Raw genomic sequence first — 23590 nt, 5'->3', positions numbered from 1 at the left:
ACGTGGATGTGACAGCATCAGAAGAACGGCAGCATCAAATTGAAGTTGCGCAATGATCGGCCATACAAGAACAAGAATGAGAAAGAGTCAATGATCCATACAAGAACAAGCAGTCTGGCAGTCGCGGCCCTGATTCTGCTTTCGGCAAATGCATTTGCCGAAACCGAACTCAGGCAAAAGCCGAACGTTGTCTTCGTAATGACAGACGACCAGCGTTGGGACACGCTAGGTTGTTACGGCAGAACCGATGTAATGACTCCCAACATCGACAAGCTGGCGGCGGCCGGCGTGGTGTTCGACAATGCCTACTATGCTGTGGCCATCTGCATGCCGAGCCGAACGACCATGTTCACCGGTCGTTACTTTGCAGATCACCGAACCGGGTTCACGTATCCTTACAACCGAACGCTACCCAAAGAAGAGTTTGCAGACAGCTATCCGGCAAGGCTGAAAGCAGCGGGCTATCGCACGGGCTTTGTGGGGAAGTTTGGCGTACGGCTTGAAAACCTACCGAACACCGTCGCGAAGCACTTCGACTTTTATGCGGGGATTTCTACGACCAGCAAGAACGGGCCACATTTCCCGACGGACGATGAAAAACTGAATCAAATCTTTCGCAAAGACCGCGATCCCAAGGAACGCACTTTGATCAAGGGAGACGCGATGATTCACTTTCTAGATACGCAACCAAGAGAGCAACCATTTTGTCTTTCGGTCAGTTTTGATGCCGTCAAGAACGACCGCGACAGCGATATGTATGGGCCGCATGTTGAGTTGTTTGCGAACAAACAAATGTGGGTGCCAGATAACTGGGTCGAAGGCAAGAACACAAAACTTCCCAAGGTGCTCGACTATTGCCGCGGCACCTCCCTTCACATGCAACGCACTTCGACACCTGAGTTGTATCAAAAGCTGGCACGTCGTTTTGCAGTGCAAGGCTATACGGTCGATGTGCAAGTTGGCCGGTTGATTGCCAAGCTGGAAGAGATGGATGTTTTAGATAACACCATCATCATTTACACCAGTGACAACGGCCGCTTTCACGGATCACATGGGATCTATGACAAGTGCATTCTTTACGAAGAATCGATGAAGGAACCGCTGATCGTTTTCGATGGAAGAGCCCCCAAGTCACAAAGAGGACGCAGGGAGAATGCCATGGTTTCCTCCGTCGACGTCGCCCCCACGATTCTTGCGTTGGCAGGTATCGAGGTGCCGCAATCCATGAAAGGATTGAGTCTGAGTGACGTCCTGGCTGGCACCCAGGACATGTCTCAATGGCGTGATGCGGTGTTAATGGAGAACTTGTTTATTCAGTCGCTCTTCAGGGGCGACGCAAAGAGAAGACCTGAAGTGAATGCAGAGATAATCGCGACCAACCGATCCTATCGCACCCGCGGCGTGCGAACGGATCGTTACAAGTATTTCAAATACTACGAGCACGATCCAGTGATCGAAGAACTCTACGATGTGAAGGCGGATCCTTGCGAGATGAACAACCTGATTTCCAATCCTGAATACGCTGAAGTTTTAGCCGATCTGCGGAAGCAGACTGAGGACCTCTATTCAAAGGCGACGGCAAAACATTGATCGCAGGTAAGACAACAATTACAGACATGACACTGAACACAGGCATCACAATGAAAAGCATCTTACTTTTGCCACTATTTCTTTTACCAATCGCAGTTGGTTATGCGGATCAATCTTGGACGATTGATAGCGAAGCGGAGTGGAAACAAAACATCGCGTTGCAAGACCAGCTTGAACTGAAAGACGGAATGGCTTCGCCAGTCGCCAAGCAATCGTCATTTCAAAGTGTCATAAAACGGTTCAGCGAAAAACGCTCAGCAGCCTCAATTACTTTTGAGCAATCGACTGTCTGGGAAAACTGGAATCCGACAAAGAACATTGGCACAACCAGCATGGGCGACGCCCCCGTGCTATTGAGCCTGGGGCCAGGCGACTATTGGATGTTTGCAGCACGTCGTCAGAAGAAGAGCGAAGACACTAAGTCCGCGATGCTGGACGGGTTTGATATTCCGTTGCGCACCACGGCGGTTGCCAATGAATTTAACGCGCCTGGTGGACTCAAAAAAACAAAGGGCGGTTACCACGCCTGGCAAAGTCACGATATGGTCAATTGGGTATGCCATGGACAAGTTACCAAGCGTGGTTGCGTCACCTCGGCTGAGTTTGTCGACGGAAAAGTCTACATCTATTATGACTTTCCAAACGATCAAGATCCTCACCTGGTGATCGACAGCGATCTGACCGACGGCATCCCCGGTAAAGAGATGGGGATGGCTTTTAAAGACCCATCCGATGGATCGGACTCTGCGATTTTTCGCGATTTGGATGGGAAGTTTCACCTGATCCTGGAAGACTGGAGCCCCATCGATGCTTCGACGCACGCATGGGATTCTCCCCTGGCAATGCATGCGGTCAGCGAAGATGGAATCAAGGATTTCAAGATCCTGCCGCCGCCGGTTGATGAGCGGACCAAGCCCACGGGCAAGTTCGCCGAATACCCACACCCACACTGGCACCGGGATGATCCCAATAACTACCCGGCGATACCGGCTCCAGTTGGTGTTCCTCGGCACAGGATAAAAGCCGGACAGATGATTGCATTTGGCAAATACGAAATACACGAACCTGAGCAAAATGCGTATGGGGACTGGGCCGCAATCTCGATTGGAGGGCAACATTACCTTTTCTGCGATTTTGATCCGGCCGGTGGCGAAGGCAAAACATCGATGAGTGTCGGTCGGTTCACCGCGCCGAGCATTGATGGCCCGTTCAAGTGGTGTGGCGATGTGGGTGAGGGGCATCCAGATCCAGACATCATGTTTGCCGAAGGGCAGTTCTACCTGGCAACTCAAACACCGAAAGATTTCACCAGCCCCGGTCCATGGGTGGAAACGGTCGAGGTGCGTGTGGGTGTGGATACCGATAACGATGCCGAAATCGACAACTGGTCCGACTGGCAAGAAGTCAAAGAGAGCTACGACTACACGCCGGGATTCGCGAAGCACATCCAGAAAAAGTCCGCAGCAATGGACCTGTCTCAATTGCCGCAAGGCTACGGCTTTCAGTTTGAAGTTCGTATTACCGACACAACCGAGAATCAGTCAAAACCGATTCTGGACAAAATTGAATTGTCGTTTACGAACTAGAAAACTCCCCAGGGAACACGCTTGGGATTGGAAACAGAAGATGGCGTCCATTTCAGAAGCCATCTCCGGCGCAGATATCGGCTGGTTGACCCGGCCCCTAATTACTCAGGAAGGAAATCAAATTGAAGATTGCTAAATCCAAACGCCTTACGAAGCTTCTTACCGGCGTCATCGTTGGTTGTGCCTTGACCGCATCGTTGGCTCGGGGTGAAACACCAACGGCCCCCTACGACGGCAGTTGGGAATCGCTGCAGGAGATGCCGGTTCCGGCATGGTTCGACGATGGCAAGATTGGGATCTTCATTCATTGGGGACCGTACAGCGCGATCGGCTATAAAAAAGGACGTGGCTATGCCGAACATGTGCCGAAGCTGCTTTACGACGATTCGAAACACTACTACCCCTACATGCAAAACCGGTGGGGATCTCATCCACCTGAGTTCGGCTACAAGGACATTATCCCTGAGTTCAAGGCGGAAAAGTGGGATCCAGACGCATGGGCGAAACTGTTCGCCGATGTCGGCGCGAAGTATGTCGTCCTGACTGCGGAGCACCACGATGGCTGGGCCAACTGGGATTCTGATCTCACACCCTGGAATGCGGTGGACATGGGACCGAAACGAGATCTCGTCGGCGATCTTGGCGAGGCCGTTCGGAAACAGGGGCTTAAGTACGCACCGTCGTACCACCGTGAACGCCACACCGGCTTTTTTGCAAAGGGGAAATACGTCGTCCACAGTGAGCCTCATCCGGACATCGCTGAAGAGATTCGCCGCGTTCCCGAAGCGGCTTCGCTGTACGGGCCCTTCAGCTATGACAAAGCGTTCGTCGATGACTACGTCGCCCGCTGGAAAGAGATTCAAGAAAAGTACCATCCGGATTTTCTGTGGATGGATGACTTTCCGATCTATACCCGCGACGGCAACAAAGTGCGGTCAGGAACGATGGCACCCGAGATCAAATATATGGACGATTCACTTCGTGGCATGATCACGGGTTTCATGAATGACGGCGCTGCCCGCGGCCAAGCGGTTTACGTTAACAACAAGGGAAAAAATCGAAACTGGCCTGATGGTGTCGGTTGTTTAGAGAAAGACAATTTGAAGCTTAAAGTCATCGGTCCGAAGTGGCAAAGCTGCACGACGTTTGGAACTTCGTTCGGCTACCTCGAAGGCGACAAATATAGGTCCATCGAAAGCGTGATTCACGAGATGGTCGAGGTCATCGCCCGCAACGGAAACTTCCTAGTCAATATCGGTCCATTGTCTGATGGAACGATCGCTCCTGAACAAGTCGAACGCTTGACCGCAATGGGTCAATGGCTGCGAATCAACGGCGACGCAATCTATGGTTCTCGATATTGGAAAGAGAGCGACCAACCTGACGAACATCTTGCTTTCACGACAAATGGTCAAGCTCTTTACGCGATCAAGCTGACTAAGCCAACGAAGCCGTTCACCATTACGGGCACAGCAGGCTGGCGAGACGCACAAGTCAAGTCAGTTCGGCTACTCGGAAGCGAATCTGATGTCAGTTGGAAAATGACAGAACAGGGTTTGCAAGTCACTCCACCGAAAGAACTGGGTGAAAGTCTCTATGCCTGGTCGTTCGAAATCGACACGACGGACGAGCAACATCATCCGAACGTTATCGTCCGAAACGCTAGCGAGGCTCTGAAAGGCACCAAGAAAGTGGACCTGGAAGGCAGTGCAAAGTAATTCGGTCGACTTTCGGTCTCACTTTTCGCCGATGTGCGGAACCACGCTTGATGCCGAAAGTCCAGAAGCGTTCACCCCAGTTCGCTAGCGATTACAATCTGAACTGGACTACGCTCGGTACACTTTGCCAAGCACTCGTGTGCTTGTTTGTCCTTGATTGCAAAGCATCCAATGTGAGCGTCTCCAACTTGCTAACCAAATTGGTTATGCAATCGACTTCAAACTTGCGCACGAATCACTACTACCGAGCCCCCACAAGAGACACAGTGAGATGAAACCAACACTTTTTGCCGCGATCATCTTTGCGGCTTTATTGTCTAGCACAGCAAATGCTCAACTTAAAATCGTCTATATCCGTCATGCTGAAGGCGGACATAACGTTAAGAAAGCGTGGCAAGCGAAGGGAATTCCGGAATCGGAGTGGCCGGCCTATGTAGGCGACCATGACGCGTTCACACCCAGAGGTTTAAAGGAAGTCGTAGCGGCCACCGAAGACCTCAAAAAGTACAGCTTCGATTTCATCGCAACGAGCCCTGCGTGGCGTGCCCGCAACACGATCATGCCCTACCTGCGAGCCACCAATCAAACGGCCGAAATTTGGCCTGAGTTGAGGGAGGCGGCTGGGATGCAGACAATCTTGTCCGACGACTTGCCTGATGTCGAAGTTGAAATTCTTAACAAAGGCGAAGCCCTTGTCGTGCCGAAAGACGAGGCTGACGTTTTTACGATCCGACAGGGTACTGAAAACGACTACAAAAAGTACCCCAGAGGATGCAGCGAAGAAGTGAAGGTGGCCTACACGAAGCATGTGTCGCAGCACGCGATCAAATTGATCGAGGAACGATTCGGTGGCTCCGACAAGACCATCTTGCTAGCGGGGCACAATAGCTCCGGTGTATCGCTATTGAAGTTGCTTATCCAACACGAACCAACCGGAGACGCCAGACGAGGCTTGAACAGCACTGGGGGCTGGATGGTTGAGCAGCAGGCTGACGGCACGTACGAGCTAAAGATATACAACGGAAAACCTTATCAGCCCGACGAACAAAAAGCTGATTCGTCTGGCGAGAAGCGAAGACGTGACCGGCAACGCAGCAGTGAGTAGAAACGCTTCGTAGAGAACTCGTCCAACCGTGGGTATCTTGCGTTTCGCCAACGGTGGTTTCGCAAAGTCAGGAAAGCGTTAGAGCGATTAACAAGTCACTCTTTCGCTATTTCCCTTTTCGTTACGCGCAGCTCGCTAGGCCCACGCTTATGCAAGCCAAACAGGAACGACGTTTAACGGCCGAAGGACGACGTGCCACAGAGCGAAACCATTTGCTCTACAATTGGCCTCACGTTCGGTTCGACTCAGGTTCATTGCACCTAACACGACAAGCCGGAACGCTCGCCCGCCAACGATTCCCTCCCCAAAGGCAATTCCAATGCCCCGACTCCTCACTTTTGCAGTCCTTCTACTGGCAACGACGACGCTTAATCACGTCAGCGCCGAAGTCCGTCCAGCTCAGCTGTTCACCGACAACATGGTCATCCAGCGAGATTCCCAGGTTGCAATTTGGGGCTGGGCCGATTCAGGTGAGAAGGTAACTATCTCCGGCAGTTGGGGTGAAGAGTCGACGTGTACCACCGATGCACAGGGAAAATGGACAGCCGAAATTTCAAGTCCTGCGGCGGGTGGACCATACAAGCTAACGATCAGCGGCACGAACGTTGTCAATATCAGCAATGTACTATCCGGTGACGTATGGCTTTGTTCCGGTCAGTCCAATATGGCGTTCACGGTCAGTTCGGCAAACAACGCGAAAGCTGAAATCGCCTCAGCCGACTACCCGAACATTCGACATTTCGCCGTCGCGAGAAACGCATCCACAACTCCCGCTTCCGATGTGAAGGGTTCATGGCAAGTATGCTCGCCCAGCACCGTCGGTCGCTTCTCCGCGACCGCATACTTCACCGGACGCGAACTACACAAACAACTGAACGTTCCAATCGGGTTGATTAATTCATCCTGGGGCGGAACGGCCATTGAATCCTGGACGGACACCGAATCGCTAAAAGCGGACACCCGAGCTCAAAGCACGATCGCCAACATGGACAAGCAAGCTTCGGCGTTTAACGTCGAAGATGCGAAAGTCGCCCATCAAAAAGCATTGAAAAGTTGGGAAAGAAGAGCGGCCAAGGCGAAAGCCGAGAATCAACGCGTCCCCCGCAAGCCAGCCATCAAACAAGACCCTCACGCCAACCAAAACTACCCCGGCAATCTTTATCGAGGCATGATCAATCCGCTCGTTCCCTACACCTTGAAGGGTGCCCTTTGGTATCAAGGGGAACGCAACGGAAGAACCATCGAGTCGGCCGCGTACTACCGCACTCAACTCGATCGCATGACGCGAAGCTGGCGAGAGAAATGGAATCAGGACCTGCCGTTCTATTCCGTTCAGTTGCCCAACTACATGAAAGCTCAAACGAAGCCAGTCGAAAGCACCGATGTCTGGCCAGTCATCCGAGAAAGCTTCTTGCACGTTGCCCAAAATACTCCGAACTCTGGCATGGCAGTCGCCATCGACGCTGGTGAGGCAAAAGACATCCACCCCAAGAATAAGCAGACGGTCGGCCAACGACTGGCGTCGACAATCCTGAATCAAACCTTCGACAAGCAAACTCCTACCAGCCCGCTGTATCGTTCGCATACCGTTGAAGGAAACAACGTCGTCCTTTCTTTCGAATACACCGGCACCGGGTTGGTTGCGAAGGGCGGTGAATTAAAGACCTTTGCTATCTGCGGCGAAGACAAACAATTTATCTGGGCAGATGCAAAGATCGAAAACCGAGATGGCCACGATGTGGTCGTAGTCAGCAGCGACAAGGTTTCAAAGCCGGTGGCCGTCCGTTACTCGTGGGCGAACAATCCAGTGGATTGCAACTTGTACAGCAAGGAAGACTTCCCCGCATCACCCTTCCGAACCGACGACTGGCCGCTGGAAGACTAACGGCGACAAATGTCGTATTCGCATAACGAGCCTAACCACCCCATCAACGATTCATAGCTCTGCGGGAAGACAAATCCCAGCGAGCTTCCCCTCGAAACCGTAAGAGTGAGAAATGATGTTTGAAGATTCCGTATTGAATCAATTGAAAAGAACCATCGGCCCCGCTTTTGGGCTTCTGCTCGCTGCTGGAGTCACAACCGCGTCAGCATCTGACAGCTGGACGATTGATACGCAAGCTGAATGGGAAAAGGCTACCGCTGGCAAAACAAACATCGAACTGACGGAAGGCATGGCATCACCGACGGCCGAATCTGCCACGCTTCAAAGCACACTTAAAACGTTTAACGAAAAACGTTCTGCCGATTCGCTCACGTTAGAACAATCTCCCATTTGGCTGAACTGGGAACGAACCGAAAATCTTGGTACGGCGAGCATGGCGGACGCTCCCGTTTTCTTGAGCCGCGGTCCAGACGACTACTGGATGTTCGCTCGATATCGCCAGCCTTCTGCTGCCAAAAAAGTAGGAAAGAAAGCAAAAGCAACCCGATCGAAAGAGACCAAGCCAGCAAAACCGGCCACGTCCAAAAATCAATTCCAACCTGAATCGGCTACGCTCGATGGCTTTGACATTCCGCTGCTAACGACCACGATGGCGAACGAGTTCACGGCGCCAGGTGGTTTGAAGGCAAGCTTGGGTGGGTACCACGCTTGGCAGAGCCGCGACATGGTTAACTGGGTGCACCACGGCCCCATCACCGAAAGCTTCGGGAAGTGGATGACCACAGCCGAATACGCTGACGGAAAGGCCTACTTCTACTACGATTTCCCAAACGACCAGGATCCACACGTCTATGTTGACGAAGACCTGACCGACGGCGTGCCGGGCAAGAATATGGGAATTGCTTTCAAGGATCCTTCCCACGGCTCGGACTGTGCCATCATCCGCGATCTCGACGGCAAGTTTCATGTCATTGCCGAAGACTGGGGGCCGATCAATGCAAGAAAGCACGCTTGGGATTCGCCGCTAGCAACTCATGCGGTTAGCGAAGATGGATTGAGCGACTTCAAGATTCTCGCACCGCCCGTTGACGAGCGTACTAAACCAACTGGAAAGATTGGAACCTACAATCATCCCCACTGGCACAAAGAGGATCCCAAGAATTTTCCGACCAATGTAGCCGAATACGAAATCCATGAACCTGAACAAAACGCATTCGGTGATTGGGCGGCGATCTCGATTGGCGGCCAGTACTACCTGTTCTGCGACTACGATCCAGCGGGGCACCTCGGCAAGTTGCCGATGAGCGTCGCGTGGTTCACGTCATCCAGCCTGGATCAGAAGTTCGAGTTCTGCGGCAACGTCGGCGAAGGACATCCCGATCCAGACGTCTGTTTTGCCAAAGGCCGCTTCTACTTGGCGACTCAACAAAAGTCCGACTTCACCAGTCCAGGACCTTGGGTCGAGACGGTGGAAGCACGTGTCGGCGTCGATACCGACAACGATTCCAAAATCGATCAGTGGACCGACTGGCAGGCGATTAAGGAAACCTATGATTACACGCCTGGTTTCGCGAAGCAGATTCAAAAGACCTCCGCAGCACTTGATCTATCTGAACTACCCGAAGGTTTTGGATTTCAGTTCGAAGTGAAGCTCACCGACTCTACCGCAAACGCGTCGAAGCCAATCTTGGACAAAGTACACATGTCCTTCTCACATTAGATCGCTATCGTCGCGCATCGCTCGATTCCACGCGGAGTCCATACGGCTTCGCGTGTTGCGACCTAACACTGGCGAACGCCGAGTCATCTTTACGACAAACAAACTCAGCCCAAGATCAATTTGATGCACTTCACTTTTCGTAAATCGACGGTCGCTCTCGCTGCAATTTGTACCGCGGTTGGACCTTTTGCGGTGCTGTTGGCTCAAAGCCCCAGCGGACCGCTGACGGCTCGTGCGAACGAAATCGCGAATGGAAACTTCGTCGTTGGAACTGAAAGCAAGGTTAGGCCTCAAGCGTCCTACGGCGTTCAAGCTTTCACAACGAGCAACAATAGTGGTTCACTAATTGAGTTAATTGAATCGCGTCCGAAGCATTCCGAACAAGACCGCAACACCGACTCACGCAAGGATTTTTGCGTTCCAGAGGAAGCCAGCAGGCAACTAATATCTGAAACGTTAGCTGCCGGCGAAACGAGCCCCACATCGTCGCCGGATGACTACCATCCCAAACAAGACAACCTGCCTACGCCACCACCCACAGACGCGATCGTTCTATTTGACGGGGACGATACGACGATGTTCACCAGCATGAGCGGTGACGCCGTCGATTGGGAAGTCTTCGATGGAGCCTTGGTTAGCAAACGCGGAAAACAGCGGAGCAATCATATTGTTTCAAAGTGGCATTTCCAAGACGCGGACATCCATGCCGAATTCCTGATCCCTGAAGGCGGAACTGGAAACAGCGGACTGTACATCCATGGTCTCTATGAAATGCAGATCATCGACTCATATGGCAAGGACGAAGTAGGGGAGTCTGACATCGGCGCACTTTATGGTTTCTCCAATCCGCTTACCAACGCCGCTCGTCCCCGTGGCCAGTGGCAAGTCTATGACATCCGGTACCGTGCACCTGTCCGCGACAGGAACGGCAAAATTACCGACAAAGGCTCCGTCACCGCCTGGTTAAACGGCCAAAAGGTGCAAGACGACGTTCGTTTTGGTGAGGCGAAGTCCAAATACCATCCGTATCGATACGGAACGACGGAGCACTTGAAAACCATTTGGGAGCGGCAAAAGCGGACGATGACAGGCCCGTTGTTCCTTCAGGATCACGACAATCCGGTCCACTTTCGCAATGTGTGGATTCGCCCGCTCGATGACAAGGCAACTCGCTACGACGTAAAGAACCCGCGGTAGTGTTTTCGTTGACCGTTTAATGGAAGATACTTCAATAAGAAGATTAAAGTAGTGCAGAACTGGCTCCGGTGCTCTCAATGGAGCGCCACGCACGAGCGACAGATCGCTAAAGTGATCGCATGGGTTTTGTGCCGAAATCATCTGGGCTACACTTCGCACCCCACCCACGTTTTGCTCCAAAACGTTGCTCTGCCCCGCCTCCTCCGTCGCCTCCCTACGTGTAACAATGCATCGCATCTGCCTTTCCGTTCTTCCGTTGGCCCTCGTTGCGGCACTGATTTCTTCGACGCTGGTAGCGCAAGACCGCACGCGGATTTCAACCGAGTACGCTACCGAGTCCGATGTCCTGTATCGCACCGGCGACGACCTGTCCGACGCTATTCAGCAACGGTGCCGATTGGACGTGTATTATCCCACCAACAAAGAGGACTTCGCCACGGTCGTCTGGTTCCACGGCGGTGGGTTGACCGGCGGGAACAAGGCGATCCCGTCAGGTCTGAAGAACCAAGGCATCGCGGTCGTCGCTGTAAACTACCGGCTCTCACCATCTGTAAAATCACCGACCTATGTCGAAGACGCTGCCGCTGCGGTTGCATGGACGATTAAAAACATTGCGGCTCACGGTGGTTCACCCGACCGCGTTTTTGTCGCCGGACACTCTGCCGGCGGGTACCTGACCAGCATGGTTGGCTTAGATCGCACTTACCTAGCAGCACATGACTTGAACGCCGACGATATTGCCGGACTGATTCCTTACAGCGGCCATACCATCACCCACTTCACGGTCCGCAAGGAAATGGGAATCGGAGGCAAACAGCCGATCATCGACAAGATGGCACCGCTGTTCCACGTTCGCCCAGACGCTCCGCCAATCTTGCTAATCACAGGTGATCGCGAACTGGAAATGCTCGGACGCTATGAAGAGAACGCTTACTTTTGGCGAATGCTGAAGGTGGCCGGTGATGAAGATGTCGAACTTTTGGAGTTGGACGGTTTTGACCATGGACAAATGGCAAATCCTGCTCATGCGTTAACCATCAAGTTCATCCGGAAAATCGTAAGCACCAGCATCGAGCGTTAGAGTGACGCTCGTTCAAACAGGCAACTGCCGGTCGTACTCGCAGACTGACTAAAGTGGTCTGCTCCATCTTGCTCGCAAAAGTCTCGCGATCGACCTATGACGATCGCTTAAGTCGTACGAACGGCCAGGTAAACCACTAACAAGAGCAACACACTGTATGGCAGCATAGCATGCCAAGCTTTTCGCAATTGCAGTGGTACCAAGGTGACAAGCAGGCTCGGAACTAAGCCAATAGAAACGTAGCCCGCAAGTAGATTAGACAAGTCAAAATACATCGGGAACACGGCAATCGGCCACTCAGCCCAAATGAGCAAAGCGACGGTCACGATGCCCATCACCAGCAGAAGAGTCACGCGGAGATGCGGTCTCGAATAAAGGAACGATAGATATTGGCTAAAGCCGGCGACTATCGCGAGCCCCAGCGAGATTCCCGCGTTGAGCACGTGCGACTGACTTCCAAGGTCCTCGATTGCGATTGCTCCATCCCAAGCAGCGGATGCCAATATTGAAAGCGTTGCTAGCGAACCGCCGAACACGGCAGCAACGACCCAAAGCAACTCTGGCATACGATTCGAACGGTGCCCCGTCGCAAGGTCGCTATCAGTCGGTTCGTATGGGTTTAGATGCATCTGAGTACGAAGACACTTCGTTAGCGATCACGTAATAATTAGCAGCTTTCGAAAACGAAAAACCTTCGTTGGATGTCCCAATGAGAAGCCAAAAAGCTTCCACTGAACGATTGAGATGAAACCATCGAAACGGGAAGTCCCACTCGTGCTGGCCGATAGTGGAATCGCCAGCGAGCCCATGAAATCACACCCCGCACGCGTATATCTCCCAATCGCTGCTATACGACGGAAAAATCGCAAAGCTATAGCGATTTCGACTGAGCACGCAACACAAAGCAAGCGGATCGCGAATTAGGACCAACGTTTGCTAACCTCACGTGTCCAAGTGCGGGCGATCAATTCATGTCCCTGCGGCAAAGGATGCACGCCGTCCCAGATCCAATGTTCCGCTGGCGCCCTCTTCACCGCATCATCGAACATCTGCTGAGTCTTGACATGAACAGCATCGAAGTCTTCCGCCAACTTGGCTACCAATGGAATCAAACGATCAACCTGATCACGCCATTTCCGATACGGTCCCACTTCAGACAGCTTGCCTGACGGCAACACAAAGGGATCGAGCAGAACCAACCTCAGTTCGGAATTCTCGCGTCGGCTCGCTTCAAGGATTGATCGATAGTCCGCTTCCCAATTTGATAGATCCACTCCGCCCAGATTGCGGCCAACGTCGTTGACGCCGACGAGCACGCTTAACAAATCCGGCTTAATCTCGATCGCGTCTTTCTGCCAACGGTCTCGAAGGTCACCAACCTTATTTCCACTTACGCCTCGATTGAAGAACTCCAATCGGGAGTTGGGCATGTCCACGCCTAAACGAGCAGCGATTAGGAACACGTAACTGTGACCAAGAAAGTGGTTTCGATCTTTCTGGTTTCGCCCCCATTTCATGTCGGTGATCGAATCGCCTTGAAAGAGCAGCCGCGCCCCGTTTTTGAAGTCGGGCAAGTGATCGTGATCCTCATCAACGGTCACTGGGCTAGCGAGCAACCGTTGCGATAAACCTTCGGTGGCCGCGAAAGCCGCAGTCCCCGTCGTCAACCTCAAAAAATCGCGTCGATGGTTCATTACTTATCTCAATCGAAAAAAGCCAATTCAAGATGCTACGTGTTCTTACTGCGACAGGGTAACTCAACACGTTCGTGACTGTGTGTCTGTCTCTCTTTTTAAACATCGTATTGGCTACGGTGGCAACTTGCTTGCTGACGACCGAAATAGACCTGGAACGGGCTCGCATTCACACGAACTACCAACTCAGCTTGAGGGGCTATTCATGCTAATTCCTGCCCCGATGAAGTCTCGGAATTTTGCTGGGCTGCCGCTCTCATCGCCTACCAGCAGGTAAAAGAGCATTCCACAATCGGATATGTCGGCAACGTTTCCACTGTGTGCTTCTAACCTTGAATACATCCATCGTACATCCGGTTGGGAATGATCACGCATCCAATGCCAAACGGCAAAGTTGTTGCCAGAATTCCACAGATGGTTTGGCTTCTCTTTCGAGTTCTGATCCTGAATCTTTTTGTATTGGATCCGATTTCCACTAAGTTCTTGGATGTCCTTCCAAGTGTGATGGTGGTTCCGCCGGCGTTCGTTCTCGTTAAAGCCACTATGTGACACCAGTTTAACGTGTGATAACGATTCCGCTTTACCACGCTGCAAAACCTCTTGGACGGCTCGATAGACAAATTCCGACAGCCCAGCGTGAATGAAATACAACGGATCGCTCGCTGTCGACCTTCCCATCTCACTCGCCAAATTCTCAATTGCTTCTCGCTGCTGCTTCGTGACATCGAAGAACACGTCCGGATCGAAGCCCCAGTACCTAACAACTCCATCCGCACCAATCTTCAATTGATTCTTAGCGTCGGGCCCCGATGGTGCATCAATGAAGTTGTTGTAAGAGCAGTGAACCAACTTCTTTTGCAGACCAACCTTGGCGATGATGGCACAGGATGCAGGAAGTGCACCCCAGTCGTCAGGGTCTCCCGTTGGCCATTTGTACTCGTGATCGGGCGCGCTGTTACCATCAAAACTGATAGCGATGCGATTCTCGCGATATCCCCACGACTGCGCCGAACAAGTGGCGATCGGAATAAACATGACTAGCAATGTCGCGAAACAACAGAAACCACGGGCAATCCAATTCGCTGATCTCATACTTGTGTCTTCCTTTTGAATATGGCGGACCAAACTCGTTTTTAATATGGCTGGCATGACCACCCATGAGTTCGTTCCGATCGCGGTGATCGAGTTAACCAATACATGAGCGGAATATGCCATCCGAGCTACTAGCAAAATCTAACAAGATGACACGCCAGACGTTCAACCATTAGGATCTTTTGTTGGATCATTAGTGCGTGACGAAGAGATTGGCGACCACGGGCTTTGACTGCCCTCTCAACTTGGGATCGCATGTCACGAAGAACGCGTTCCACCACCACGGATCTCACGAGCGAGACGACCAAGCACCGAAAGTTCGGCAAGCTTCCACTGGATCGCGAACAGTATCTGATTTACCTGACTGCCCTAACGGACGTCGACACTTTGTTCAACGATTAAATCGTCGGGATAGACGCTTCGCGATCACGGGGCGGCAGCTTGCTTTCTTATGACACGGAATTGAATGCTTCTGTTACGATCGCGAACTATGTCTTAAGTCGCACTTTCACAGAAGCCTGGCCAGCAAGTTTGCTCTTTTTGACATCGAACAAATCGATCGCTTCAAACATGTCGCTGAGTTTCGGGAACCCGTAAGTGCGATGTGTGAACGGGCTTTGATTGGAGATATGGGCACCGACGGGTCCGAGTGCAGCCCAGCCATCCTCGTCGGCCGCTTCCTTGACCGCGGTACGCAGTGTGTTCATGAGCTTGCGGTTTTGCTTCAACGATAAAACTGACTTTTCGATTTTCTTTTGTGGTGTCTTGCTGCCGTTATCGTCTTCGTCCAAATAGATGAAATGGCTGCATGCCAAGACAAAAGGCTCCGGCGATGTCTGCCGCCCAAATCCAATAACCTGTTTCCCGTCTTCTCGCAAGCGCATCACCAGTGGCGTGAAGTCGCAGTCCGAGGAGACCAAACCGAACGTGTTGATCTCCTTGGTGTAAAGGATATCCATCGCGTCGATAAGCAACGACATGTCCGCCGCATTCTTCCCTTTAATCAAATCGAAACACTGCTTCGGGGTGATGGCGTACTCGTGCAGCACCTTGATCCAGCTATCCAGCGGACGCTTCCTCCAATTCCCATACGCCTTCCGAATATTGACGATTCCATACGTTGCAAGTTCGGAGATGATAAAGTCGATCTTTGCGGCCGGTGCATTGTCCGCATCGATCAGTAACGCAATGCTGCCCTCGGGCGTTTCGCTTTTCATTTAGTTTGAGCACTCAAGAGAAAGTTGAGTCAGATATCTGGTGCGGCGATCAAGGAAACTCGGCTGATGATAGCGAGTGACGAAGCAACGCCGTTCTCGCAGTAATCGAAAGAAAACTCGTTCTCGTATCAGCAGACGAAACGATGAATAGGATCGCCCGAAAGGAAATGTAAAACTGCAGTCGGCGGTGGGTCGGCGGGTTTGCGACCACCCGCTAGTCAATTGTAGCGTTGTTCACCGTGGCCCGTTGTAATGGACGGATTAGTTTTCACGTCATCAACAGTATGCTGGCGAGATCCCACATTTCCGGGTCAAGCCGTTGCGACCGCTACAATAGGACACATCTGCCTTAGAAGCCCGCGGTTGAATTGACCACAGACTCAGTTCCTAGCGTTTCCGACCGTCGATGCTTGTTGCCATTAAGCCCACTTTGATCGCACCTTTGGCGATCATGGTGAAAAGAAACATACCCAATAACAAGAACCAAGTTGCCCTAATGCGACTCCCTAGGGTGCAGACCGCCCGGGTTAAACAGTTGGTCTCGCGGTGGGGCTGAATCAACTCGTTCAGTGACTATGATGGTCGCGTCCGTGTTTCTCCGCGTTGAGGTGTTTTGTGTTTCGATTTGTCCGATTGATCGTACTGACATGCATTTGTGCAGGTTCGGTTTCAGCCCAACCGCTACCCAACTACAAACACAGCGACGCCCGGGATCCTTTCCACCCGATTCAACATTGGCTACCAACCCCCGGGGTATACCGAACCGCCTCCGGTGCTCCTGGCCCCATGTATTGGCAACAACGTGCGGACTACGAGATCGATATCGCACTCGACGACACGCAAAGAAGCTTGTCGGGCGATTGCCGAATCACCTACCACAACGATTCGCCACACACACTGACGTACGTTTGGCTGCAACTGGATCAAAACCGGTTCCGCAACGACTCCGCCGCCGTGCAGAGCATCACGGCACCATCGTTAGCCGGCAAGTCGCCGTTCTCGTCCGTACAAACCTTGTTGGCTCAACAAGCGTTCGACGGTGGTTATAAAATCGACTCGGTAACGCTACTGGATTCCGGCAAACGCTCCAAGTCGAACGATGCCAAGGAGCTTACCTATCTTGTCGTCGACACGATGATGCGAGTCGACTTACCGAAGCCGTTGGCCCCTGGCGAATCGACAAAGATCGGTATCGCTTATCGCTACAACATCATCGACGCCAAGGTGATTCGGGCTCGTAGCGGTTATGAACACTTCGAAGATGACGACAACACGATCTATGAAATCGCGCAATGGTTCCCTCGGGTTGCCGCGTACACCGACTACACCGGTTGGCAGCACGATCAATTTTTGGGTCGTGGTGAATTCACATTGGAACTAGGTGACTACCAAGTCAATATCACCGTTCCGGACGACATGGTGGTAACCGCGACAGGAACTCTTTCCAACCCGAAAGACGTTTTGAAGTCGGAATGGATCGAGCGACTCGACTCGATTCACGACAGCAAGAAGCCCACCTTCATCATCACGCCGGAAGAAGCCAAAGCGAACGAAACCGCTCGAACGAAAAAGGCTTCCAAATCGAAGAAAGGCAAATCCAACGGTTCCAACAAACAACAAGGAACCAAGACCTGGACATTCGACGCAAAGAATGTTCGTGACTTTGCATGGGCAGCCAGCCGCAAGTTCATTTGGGATGCGATGCCTGTCAAAGTAGGCGATCGCACCGTGACGGCAATGTCGTTCTACCCCAACGAAGCCGAACCGCTTTGGAGTCAGTATTCGACCGAATCGATCGCACATACGTTGGAGGTTTACGGTCGATACACGTTTGATTATCCGTACGACGTCGCGATCAGCGTCAATGGCCCGGTACACGGAATGGAGTACCCGACGCTTTGCTTCAACGGTCCGAGGCCCGAGGAAGACGGATCGTATAGCAAGGCGACCAAGTACGGCCTGATCAGCGTGATCATCCACGAAGTTGGCCACAATTTCTTCCCCATGATCGTCAACAGCGACGAACGACAATGGACGTGGATGGACGAAGGGCTCAACACGTTCTTACAGTATTTAGCCGAACAAGAATGGGAGGAAGACTACCCATCCAGCCGCGGCCCGGCGGAAAAGATCGTGCCTTACATGCGTGGCGGTCGTCAGCGGCCGATCATGACCGGCAGCGACGAGATCCTGCAGTTCGGAAGCAACGCTTACGCCAAACCGGCCACCGCTCTGAACATTCTGCGGGATACCGTACTAGGCCGCGAACGATTCGATTTCGCCTTCCGCGAATACTGCCGCCGTTGGAAATTCAAGCGACCAACACCGGCCGACTTTTTTCGTACGATGGAAGATGCCTCAGGAACCAACCTGGATTGGTTTTGGCGAGGTTGGTTCTACAGTACCGAACACGTCGATATCGCAATCGATTCAGTGGAACTGTTCGTAATCGCCAGCGGTGATCCGGATGAGGAACGCGAAGAGAAGCGTCGCAAGGAAGACATCAAAGAGGACACGCCGTCGGACGAGCTCAACCGCGGACTGCGTCGTCGAATTGATTGGCAGCCAGGTCTGAAAGACTTCTACAACTCACCCGAATACGATAAGGACAAAGTCGAGGAGTCTGACCGCAAGGCGTACCAAAAGTTCCTGGACCGCCTCGATGATGACGAGAAAGCCCTGCTAAAACGCACGACACAATTCTACGTCGTCAAGTTTGTTAACCGAGGTGGCTTGGTGATGCCGATCCCGTTGCGAGTCCACTACGCGGATAACACGCAAGAGAACATCATGCTGCCGCCAGAAATTTGGCGGTACAATTCCAAAGAGGTCAAAAAGCTCTTACTGACCGAAAAGGAAATCGTGCGTCTGGAGATCGACCCGAAACGAGAGATTGCGGACACCGATACTGGCAATAATCACTGGCCGCCAAAACTGGAGCCGACTCGATTCGAACTTTTCAAAAGCGAAAAGAAGAAGAACGAGATCCAAAAAGCTCGCGGTGAGAGTGACTCCGAAAATGACTCCGAAGACGACAACAGCGATTCGGACGAAGAGCCAGCCGCTAAGAAAGAGCCAAAGAAGGCCAAAGATGCTGCAGACGACAGGTCGGACAAGGAGGCCGAGACTGACGAGAAATCAGTGAAAAAAGGCTCGTCAAAGAAGAAGCGAAAAGCCGACGGCGGTAAGTCCGTTAAAGCCGACGCTTCATCGAAGCAATCCACGGACGACACGGCGCCAAATCAAAAGTTAAAAGCGAAGCCAAAGCGTAAAAGCAGAGGCAATGCCAAGACGACGAAGCCGAGCGATGCTTCTGAGGATGGACAAGAATGATTACCAGTCTATTGGTACTTCTATCGAGCATGATGCTGCATCCTGCAGCGGAATCGTTGGCGGAAATTCAGTGGAACGAGAAGACACAAAAGGTCGAGGTCGCGCTGCGTCTTCGGCTTACTGACGAGCAGCAATTTCTCCGTTCCGTTTCGCCAAACAACATTCAGTCGCTACTGGATGACGAAGATTCATTCGAAGAGGCAGCTCTTTCGATCATTCATCGCCGAATCGGCTTCGGAACTCCATCGGCGTTAACCCGAAAAGCCTCAACAACCTCCCACGCCAGCCGATACCAATGGATTGGACGGCGAAGCGAGGGAGGGCATGTGTGGTGGTTCTTCGAAATCGGATCCCCGGATGGACGCCCAACTCACGTCCGCTGCACTCTTTTTGAAAAGCCATCGCCGGAAGTGAATCAACGTGGCCCCGGGTCGCACGACCATCTCCATGCGTCTCCCGTCAGCACGTTTCTAGTGCTGCCCGATTCCCAGTCAAAATCTGTTGCGAATGACAATGAGATACGCGATTCGCAGCCCAACTCATTCGCCATCACTCCGGAACGCCCCGTAGCTGCAATCCAGTGGTCCAACGGAGAAACCACTGAATCGGGTAACTAGACTATCCCGGGGCACGTGATGTTTGATTCGCCTTTTTCCAGCCTGAAGGCCCCGCTTCAAGTTGCGGAGCTCTACAGGGGCACTTCGCAACACCAAACGTCGCCGGTCCACCGCACGCTCACCCGACTGTTCGCAAGCCTCGCCACTGCGACCTTGACGCAGACACAATAGCGATCGCGACGCACAGACTTCTGTTGTCGGCGGGGCGATAGCGCGGGCCAACTTCTGCTACTTGCTTGGATCTAAGTTATATTAGGTTCATCTTCAGTCGAGCATTCGTATTTCTTCGGCCATGGCGTAAAGGTCGCGTTTCTAGTCTAAGCATGTAGTGCCACGGCTATCGCTTGGATTTTCATGGACTTTATTGTTCCAGAGTTGATTTTGAACGCGTGACATCGCTTTACAGCCAACGCCAATAATTCACCCCACCGTATCTCCGCTCGCTCCGGTCTTCCCCAGAGACTAAAACATGAGAACGCTCACATCACTATTCGCCTTACTGTTCGCTGCATTTGCTGCGGCCGCGGACAAACCTGCTCGCCCTAACATCATTTTGGTTATGCCCGATGATGTCGGGTATGGAGACTACCGCTGCCTGGGTAACCCGATCATGCAAACGCCGGCGGTCGATGCGTTCAAAAAGCAAAGTCTGTTATTCACCAAATTTCACGTTAGTCCCACTTGCGCACCGACACGGGCCGCCTTGTTAAGTGGTCGTCATGAGTTCAAGAACGGTGTCACTCATACGATTTACGAGCGAGAGCGGATGAGCCTGGATACCGTCACGCTTCCGCAGATGCTCAAGAGCGTCGGATACACAACCGGCATTTTTGGCAAGTGGCACCTTGGTGACGAACAAGAATACCGTCCGGAAAACCGGGGCTTTGATGAAGTTTACACCCATGGCGGTGGCGGCATCGGACAAACCTATCCAGGTTCTTGCGGTGACGCCCCCGGTAACACGAACATCGATCCCGCCCTTTGGCACAACGGAAAATGGGTAAAGACGAAGGGGTATTGTACGGATCTTTTCTTCAATCAAGCCAGCCAATGGATGGACAACCAACGCAACGAAGAACAGCCGTTCTTTGCTTACATCTCGCTCAACGCGGCTCACAGTCCGTATGTGCTGCCGAAGGATTACTACGAGCACTACCTCGGGAAGCCCGGCGTGAACGAGGTCATCGCGAAGTTCTTTGGAATGATTGAAAACATCGATACCAACTTTGGCGTTCTGCTGGAGAAACTGGACCAATGGGGGATTGCGGACAATACGCTAGTCATCTTCTTGGCATCCGACAACGGTGGCACGAAAGGAATTCACATTCACAATGCCGGCATGCGCGGCAGCAAGGGCCGACCCTACCAAGGCGGCACCCGCGTTCCATGTTTTGTCCGCTGGCCGAATGGCAACGTTCCTGCGGGTGCGGAATGCAATGCTCTTTGCTCTGGCACCGATATCTACCCCACGCTTGCCGCGATCGCAGCCGCACCAATTTCAGAGAAAATGAAAGAACAGGTTGAAGGACGAAACCTACAACCTCTGCTGGATAATCCCCAAGCGGAGTGGCCCTATCGCACGCTCGTCCATCACGTTGGACGATGGGACAAAGGAAAAGTCGAAGACTGGAAATTCACCGCCTGCTCGATTGAAGACTCGCGATATCGATTGGTCAACAACAAAGAACTGTACGACCTGCAAAACGATCCTGGCGAGCGAGAGAACCTCATCAAGTCGAAACCGGAGATCGTTGAAAAATTCCGTGCGGAATACGACCGCTGGTGGAATGACATCCAGCCACTGCTCGTCAACGAAGACGTCATGGGGCCAAAGGTTAACCCAATGAAAGCACTCTATTGGGAACAATTTGGCGGCGGACCAGATCGGCAAATGATGCAACGAATGAGCCCGACACGTTTAATCAACGGTGGCAAAAAGTCGCCGCCCAAAAAATAGTGGCCCTAAGACAGCTTGGGCCATCAGGCCTGTCACCTCATTCCTCCCGATTGGCTGGCAACTGAAAGCCGCACAATGAAGCGAATAGTACATTCGCGGCTTCAGATCACATTATTAGCCAATCGCGAGTTGACTGACCTACCGAGTTCGCCAACGTCACAGACCGAACTCCGCTTCCCTGCGAAGTTTTTCGAAGCCTGTCTCGGTTGAAATCAGACCGCAACCGGCGCCGATTGCAGAAACTCGATTGTCGCCTTTGCGAATTCTTCAGGGCAGTCCTGCGGAACCCAATGCGAGCAATTTTTTAGTGCATGCATCTTTGCGTTCGGAAGGTCCTGAACCAACCGCTCCGCCGTCGAGATCGGCTGCCAACGATCGTCTTCGCCCCACAACAGCAAAGTCGGCTGCTGCATCTTTCCCAAACGAGCAGTAATCGGCGTCGTGTGGTTGGTATTTAAGCTCGCGGCGTTGCGTACCAAACTGACGATCCCTTCTCGATCCTGGTAAGGAGCCACGATGCCCTCCTTGAACTCATCAGTCAATCGCTCCGATCGCGACAGACCGTACTCAAAGCTCTCTTCAAGCTTGCTGGTCATTTCGTCGGGCTGAAGCTTGGCATTCCGTGGGTGCCCTAGAGCGAGCATTTCATCAACCGGCCAACTGTCGTATGCCACGCTATTGGAAAGAACCATGGTACGTACCAAGTCCGGCTCTCGGTCGGCCAGAATCAATGCCACGCCACCCCCGATGTCATGTGCAACAAAATGCGCGCTATCAATTTCGAGCTCTGCCATGAATCGCTCAACGAAATCAGCCTGAAATTCAATCGAACGGTCGAACTGGTCTCGGCGATCCGAAAATCCGTATCCGATCATATCCGGGGCAATGACTCGAAAATTCTTGGCCAGCTCATCGATCACATCGTGAAATAGAAACGACCAGGTTGGAATTCCGTGCAACAAAAGTAGCGGCTCGCCTTTTCCGACATCCGTGTACGCAACGGTTAGAGGCTCATCAATGACGCCGTCCAGCATCAATGTTTGTTGACGCTTACGAAAATCTTGAATGTTCATCGTTTTCTCCGTGCAGGTATTGGTAAATAAGTTTTCTCAACGTCGGCAGCCCAACGACGCAACCGTTCAGTTAGCCGACGACTTGGTCGTGAATCAACCAGCCAACCGAACTCACCGTCGTCGATCGTCTGACGATCTGAATTACGGTCGTTCAGCAATAACCACGGGAGCGGATGGCAACACAAAGGGAATCGCCGCGCTCAAAGGCAAGCTCACAAGCAAAACTCGGTTGCCTGAAAGTACGTTCCCGCGATTTCAAGCATCACGTTCTGCGTCGCCGTTGATATCACGTTAGAAGCAGGCTGCATTTATTAGGCCAACCGGACCAGGGGCGATCGCGAGCAGTGACACGAACACGGCTCGACTTCACCCCATGCCGTTCGTATCCACCCGGATCTGCACCGGTCAGCGGAACGGAGAGAAACGCTCGAATCCCCGGTATAACTTCCTGGAATGCATTCCAGGATCGCGTTTCAGCACACGCGATTCCCAGCACATGCTGCTCGTGGAGCATGCGGATCGCGGCGCATGCTAATCACGGCACATGCCGATCCCAGCGCGGCGAAAGGGAAATGAAGCAAGTTGCCGGATTATGCGTGCGCACGAAAAAACCTCGCTTGGCAGGCGACGCGCCAAGCGAGGTCTTCGTAGACCAAAAGGTGATAGAGTCTCATCCGAAGATGATGTTTTCTGTTGAGTGTATACGAGTGTCGTTTCCACGGATT

Annotated in this window: 17 protein-coding genes; 12 read left to right on the top strand and 5 right to left on the bottom strand. The window is 52.5% G+C overall.

The features are described from left to right. The first annotated feature begins 90 nt into the window (after nucleotides 1-90). From ACR3ZL_RS14110 to ACR3ZL_RS14075, 8 genes are all read left to right on the top strand, one after another. Nucleotides 91-1590 carry a sulfatase-like hydrolase/transferase gene (locus tag ACR3ZL_RS14110; RefSeq protein ID WP_473652484.1) on the top strand — a complete coding sequence of 500 codons (1500 nt, stop codon included), beginning with the start codon at nucleotides 91-93 and terminating at the stop codon, nucleotides 1588-1590. Between the two features lie 26 nt (nucleotides 1591-1616). After that, complete coding sequence (locus ACR3ZL_RS14105) at nucleotides 1617-3176, top strand: hypothetical protein (protein WP_486172708.1); 1560 nt, start codon at nucleotides 1617-1619, stop codon at nucleotides 3174-3176. A 122-nt stretch (nucleotides 3177-3298) separates the two neighbouring features. Next, a complete protein-coding gene (locus tag ACR3ZL_RS14100) occupies nucleotides 3299-4894 on the top strand; it encodes an alpha-L-fucosidase (RefSeq protein ID WP_473652488.1) in 1596 nt (531 codons plus the stop codon). Nucleotides 4895-5165: 271 nt separating this feature from the next. Further along, nucleotides 5166-5999: a phosphoglycerate mutase family protein gene (locus tag ACR3ZL_RS14095; protein WP_473652489.1), complete on the top strand. Its 834-nt coding sequence runs from the start codon at nucleotides 5166-5168 to the stop codon at nucleotides 5997-5999. A gap of 319 nt (nucleotides 6000-6318) precedes the next feature. After that, the gene (locus tag ACR3ZL_RS14090) at nucleotides 6319-7884 is read left to right on the top strand and encodes a sialate O-acetylesterase (protein ID WP_473652490.1); all 1566 of its coding nucleotides are present in this window, start codon (nucleotides 6319-6321) and stop codon (nucleotides 7882-7884) included. A 112-nt stretch (nucleotides 7885-7996) separates the two neighbouring features. Then, nucleotides 7997-9604 (top strand): hypothetical protein, encoded by a 1608-nt coding sequence (locus tag ACR3ZL_RS14085; protein WP_473652491.1) that lies wholly within the window; start codon nucleotides 7997-7999, stop codon nucleotides 9602-9604. Between the two features lie 123 nt (nucleotides 9605-9727). Continuing rightward, nucleotides 9728-10801 (top strand): 3-keto-disaccharide hydrolase, encoded by a 1074-nt coding sequence (locus tag ACR3ZL_RS14080; RefSeq protein WP_473652492.1) that lies wholly within the window; start codon nucleotides 9728-9730, stop codon nucleotides 10799-10801. 226 nt (nucleotides 10802-11027) lie between these two features. After that, complete coding sequence (locus tag ACR3ZL_RS14075) at nucleotides 11028-11882, top strand: alpha/beta hydrolase (RefSeq protein ID WP_473652493.1); 855 nt, start codon at nucleotides 11028-11030, stop codon at nucleotides 11880-11882. 107 nt (nucleotides 11883-11989) lie between these two features. Here the strand turns inward: ACR3ZL_RS14075 and ACR3ZL_RS14070 are convergent, their stop codons facing one another. From ACR3ZL_RS14070 to ACR3ZL_RS14060, 3 genes are all read right to left on the bottom strand, one after another. Next, nucleotides 11990-12511, bottom strand: coding sequence for a hypothetical protein (locus tag ACR3ZL_RS14070; RefSeq protein WP_473652494.1), 522 nt, complete (start codon nucleotides 12509-12511; stop codon nucleotides 11990-11992). Between the two features lie 291 nt (nucleotides 12512-12802). Then, nucleotides 12803-13576, bottom strand: coding sequence for an SGNH/GDSL hydrolase family protein (locus tag ACR3ZL_RS14065; protein ID WP_473652495.1), 774 nt, complete (start codon nucleotides 13574-13576; stop codon nucleotides 12803-12805). A 186-nt stretch (nucleotides 13577-13762) separates the two neighbouring features. Continuing rightward, entirely contained in the window at nucleotides 13763-14668 is a 906-nt protein-coding gene (locus ACR3ZL_RS14060) for a hypothetical protein (RefSeq protein ID WP_486172707.1), read from the bottom strand. A gap of 255 nt (nucleotides 14669-14923) precedes the next feature. Between ACR3ZL_RS14060 and ACR3ZL_RS14055 the strand changes: the two genes are divergently transcribed. Next, the gene (locus ACR3ZL_RS14055; RefSeq protein ID WP_473652497.1) at nucleotides 14924-15070 is read left to right on the top strand and encodes a hypothetical protein; all 147 of its coding nucleotides are present in this window, start codon (nucleotides 14924-14926) and stop codon (nucleotides 15068-15070) included. Nucleotides 15071-15156: 86 nt separating this feature from the next. Here ACR3ZL_RS14055 and ACR3ZL_RS14050 read toward each other — a convergent pair whose 3' ends face one another. Beyond that, a complete protein-coding gene (locus ACR3ZL_RS14050; protein ID WP_473652498.1) occupies nucleotides 15157-15885 on the bottom strand; it encodes an NYN domain-containing protein in 729 nt (242 codons plus the stop codon). A 615-nt stretch (nucleotides 15886-16500) separates the two neighbouring features. Here ACR3ZL_RS14050 and ACR3ZL_RS14045 point away from each other — a divergent pair. The 3 genes from ACR3ZL_RS14045 (at nucleotide 16501) to ACR3ZL_RS14035 (ending at nucleotide 21792) form a co-directional block, all read left to right on the top strand. Then, nucleotides 16501-19218, top strand: coding sequence for a M1 family metallopeptidase (locus ACR3ZL_RS14045; RefSeq protein WP_473652499.1), 2718 nt, complete (start codon nucleotides 16501-16503; stop codon nucleotides 19216-19218). Continuing rightward, complete coding sequence (locus ACR3ZL_RS14040; RefSeq protein ID WP_473652500.1) at nucleotides 19215-19835, top strand: DUF6702 family protein; 621 nt, start codon at nucleotides 19215-19217, stop codon at nucleotides 19833-19835. Before ACR3ZL_RS14045 ends, ACR3ZL_RS14040 begins: the two co-directional genes overlap by 4 nt. 469 nt (nucleotides 19836-20304) lie before the next feature. After that, nucleotides 20305-21792, top strand: a complete 1488-nt coding sequence (locus ACR3ZL_RS14035) for an arylsulfatase (RefSeq protein WP_473652501.1) — start codon at nucleotides 20305-20307, stop codon at nucleotides 21790-21792. A gap of 212 nt (nucleotides 21793-22004) precedes the next feature. On the opposite strand, the gene ACR3ZL_RS14030 is transcribed toward ACR3ZL_RS14035, so the two are convergent. Further along, nucleotides 22005-22865, bottom strand: a complete 861-nt coding sequence (locus ACR3ZL_RS14030) for an alpha/beta fold hydrolase (RefSeq protein WP_473652502.1) — start codon at nucleotides 22863-22865, stop codon at nucleotides 22005-22007. Between the last annotated feature and the right edge of the window lie 725 nt (nucleotides 22866-23590).

Source organism: Rhodopirellula sp. J20-39, assembly GCF_057365095.1.
This window is presented reverse-complemented; position numbering and strand designations above follow the sequence as displayed.

Bases quoted from the DNA above. Each gene is read 5' to 3' on its own strand.
- ACR3ZL_RS14060 (WP_486172707.1), bottom strand. From the start codon at position 14,668: ATGAGATCAGCGAATTGGATTGCCCGTGGTTTCTGTTGTTTCGCGACA.
- ACR3ZL_RS14055 (WP_473652497.1), top strand. From the start codon at position 14,924: ATGTCACGAAGAACGCGTTCCACCACCACGGATCTCACGAGCGAGACG.
- ACR3ZL_RS14070 (WP_473652494.1), bottom strand. From the start codon at position 12,511: ATGCATCTAAACCCATACGAACCGACTGATAGCGACCTTGCGACGGGG.
- ACR3ZL_RS14085 (WP_473652491.1), top strand. From the start codon at position 7,997: ATGATGTTTGAAGATTCCGTATTGAATCAATTGAAAAGAACCATCGGC.
- ACR3ZL_RS14035 (WP_473652501.1), top strand. From the start codon at position 20,305: ATGAGAACGCTCACATCACTATTCGCCTTACTGTTCGCTGCATTTGCT.
- ACR3ZL_RS14040 (WP_473652500.1), top strand. From the start codon at position 19,215: ATGATTACCAGTCTATTGGTACTTCTATCGAGCATGATGCTGCATCCT.
- ACR3ZL_RS14065 (WP_473652495.1), bottom strand. From the start codon at position 13,576: ATGAACCATCGACGCGATTTTTTGAGGTTGACGACGGGGACTGCGGCT.
- ACR3ZL_RS14095 (WP_473652489.1), top strand. From the start codon at position 5,166: ATGAAACCAACACTTTTTGCCGCGATCATCTTTGCGGCTTTATTGTCT.
- ACR3ZL_RS14080 (WP_473652492.1), top strand. From the start codon at position 9,728: ATGCACTTCACTTTTCGTAAATCGACGGTCGCTCTCGCTGCAATTTGT.
- ACR3ZL_RS14030 (WP_473652502.1), bottom strand. From the start codon at position 22,865: ATGAACATTCAAGATTTTCGTAAGCGTCAACAAACATTGATGCTGGAC.
- ACR3ZL_RS14075 (WP_473652493.1), top strand. From the start codon at position 11,028: ATGCATCGCATCTGCCTTTCCGTTCTTCCGTTGGCCCTCGTTGCGGCA.
- ACR3ZL_RS14050 (WP_473652498.1), bottom strand. From the start codon at position 15,885: ATGAAAAGCGAAACGCCCGAGGGCAGCATTGCGTTACTGATCGATGCG.
- ACR3ZL_RS14090 (WP_473652490.1), top strand. From the start codon at position 6,319: ATGCCCCGACTCCTCACTTTTGCAGTCCTTCTACTGGCAACGACGACG.
- ACR3ZL_RS14105 (WP_486172708.1), top strand. From the start codon at position 1,617: ATGACACTGAACACAGGCATCACAATGAAAAGCATCTTACTTTTGCCA.
- ACR3ZL_RS14110 (WP_473652484.1), top strand. From the start codon at position 91: ATGATCCATACAAGAACAAGCAGTCTGGCAGTCGCGGCCCTGATTCTG.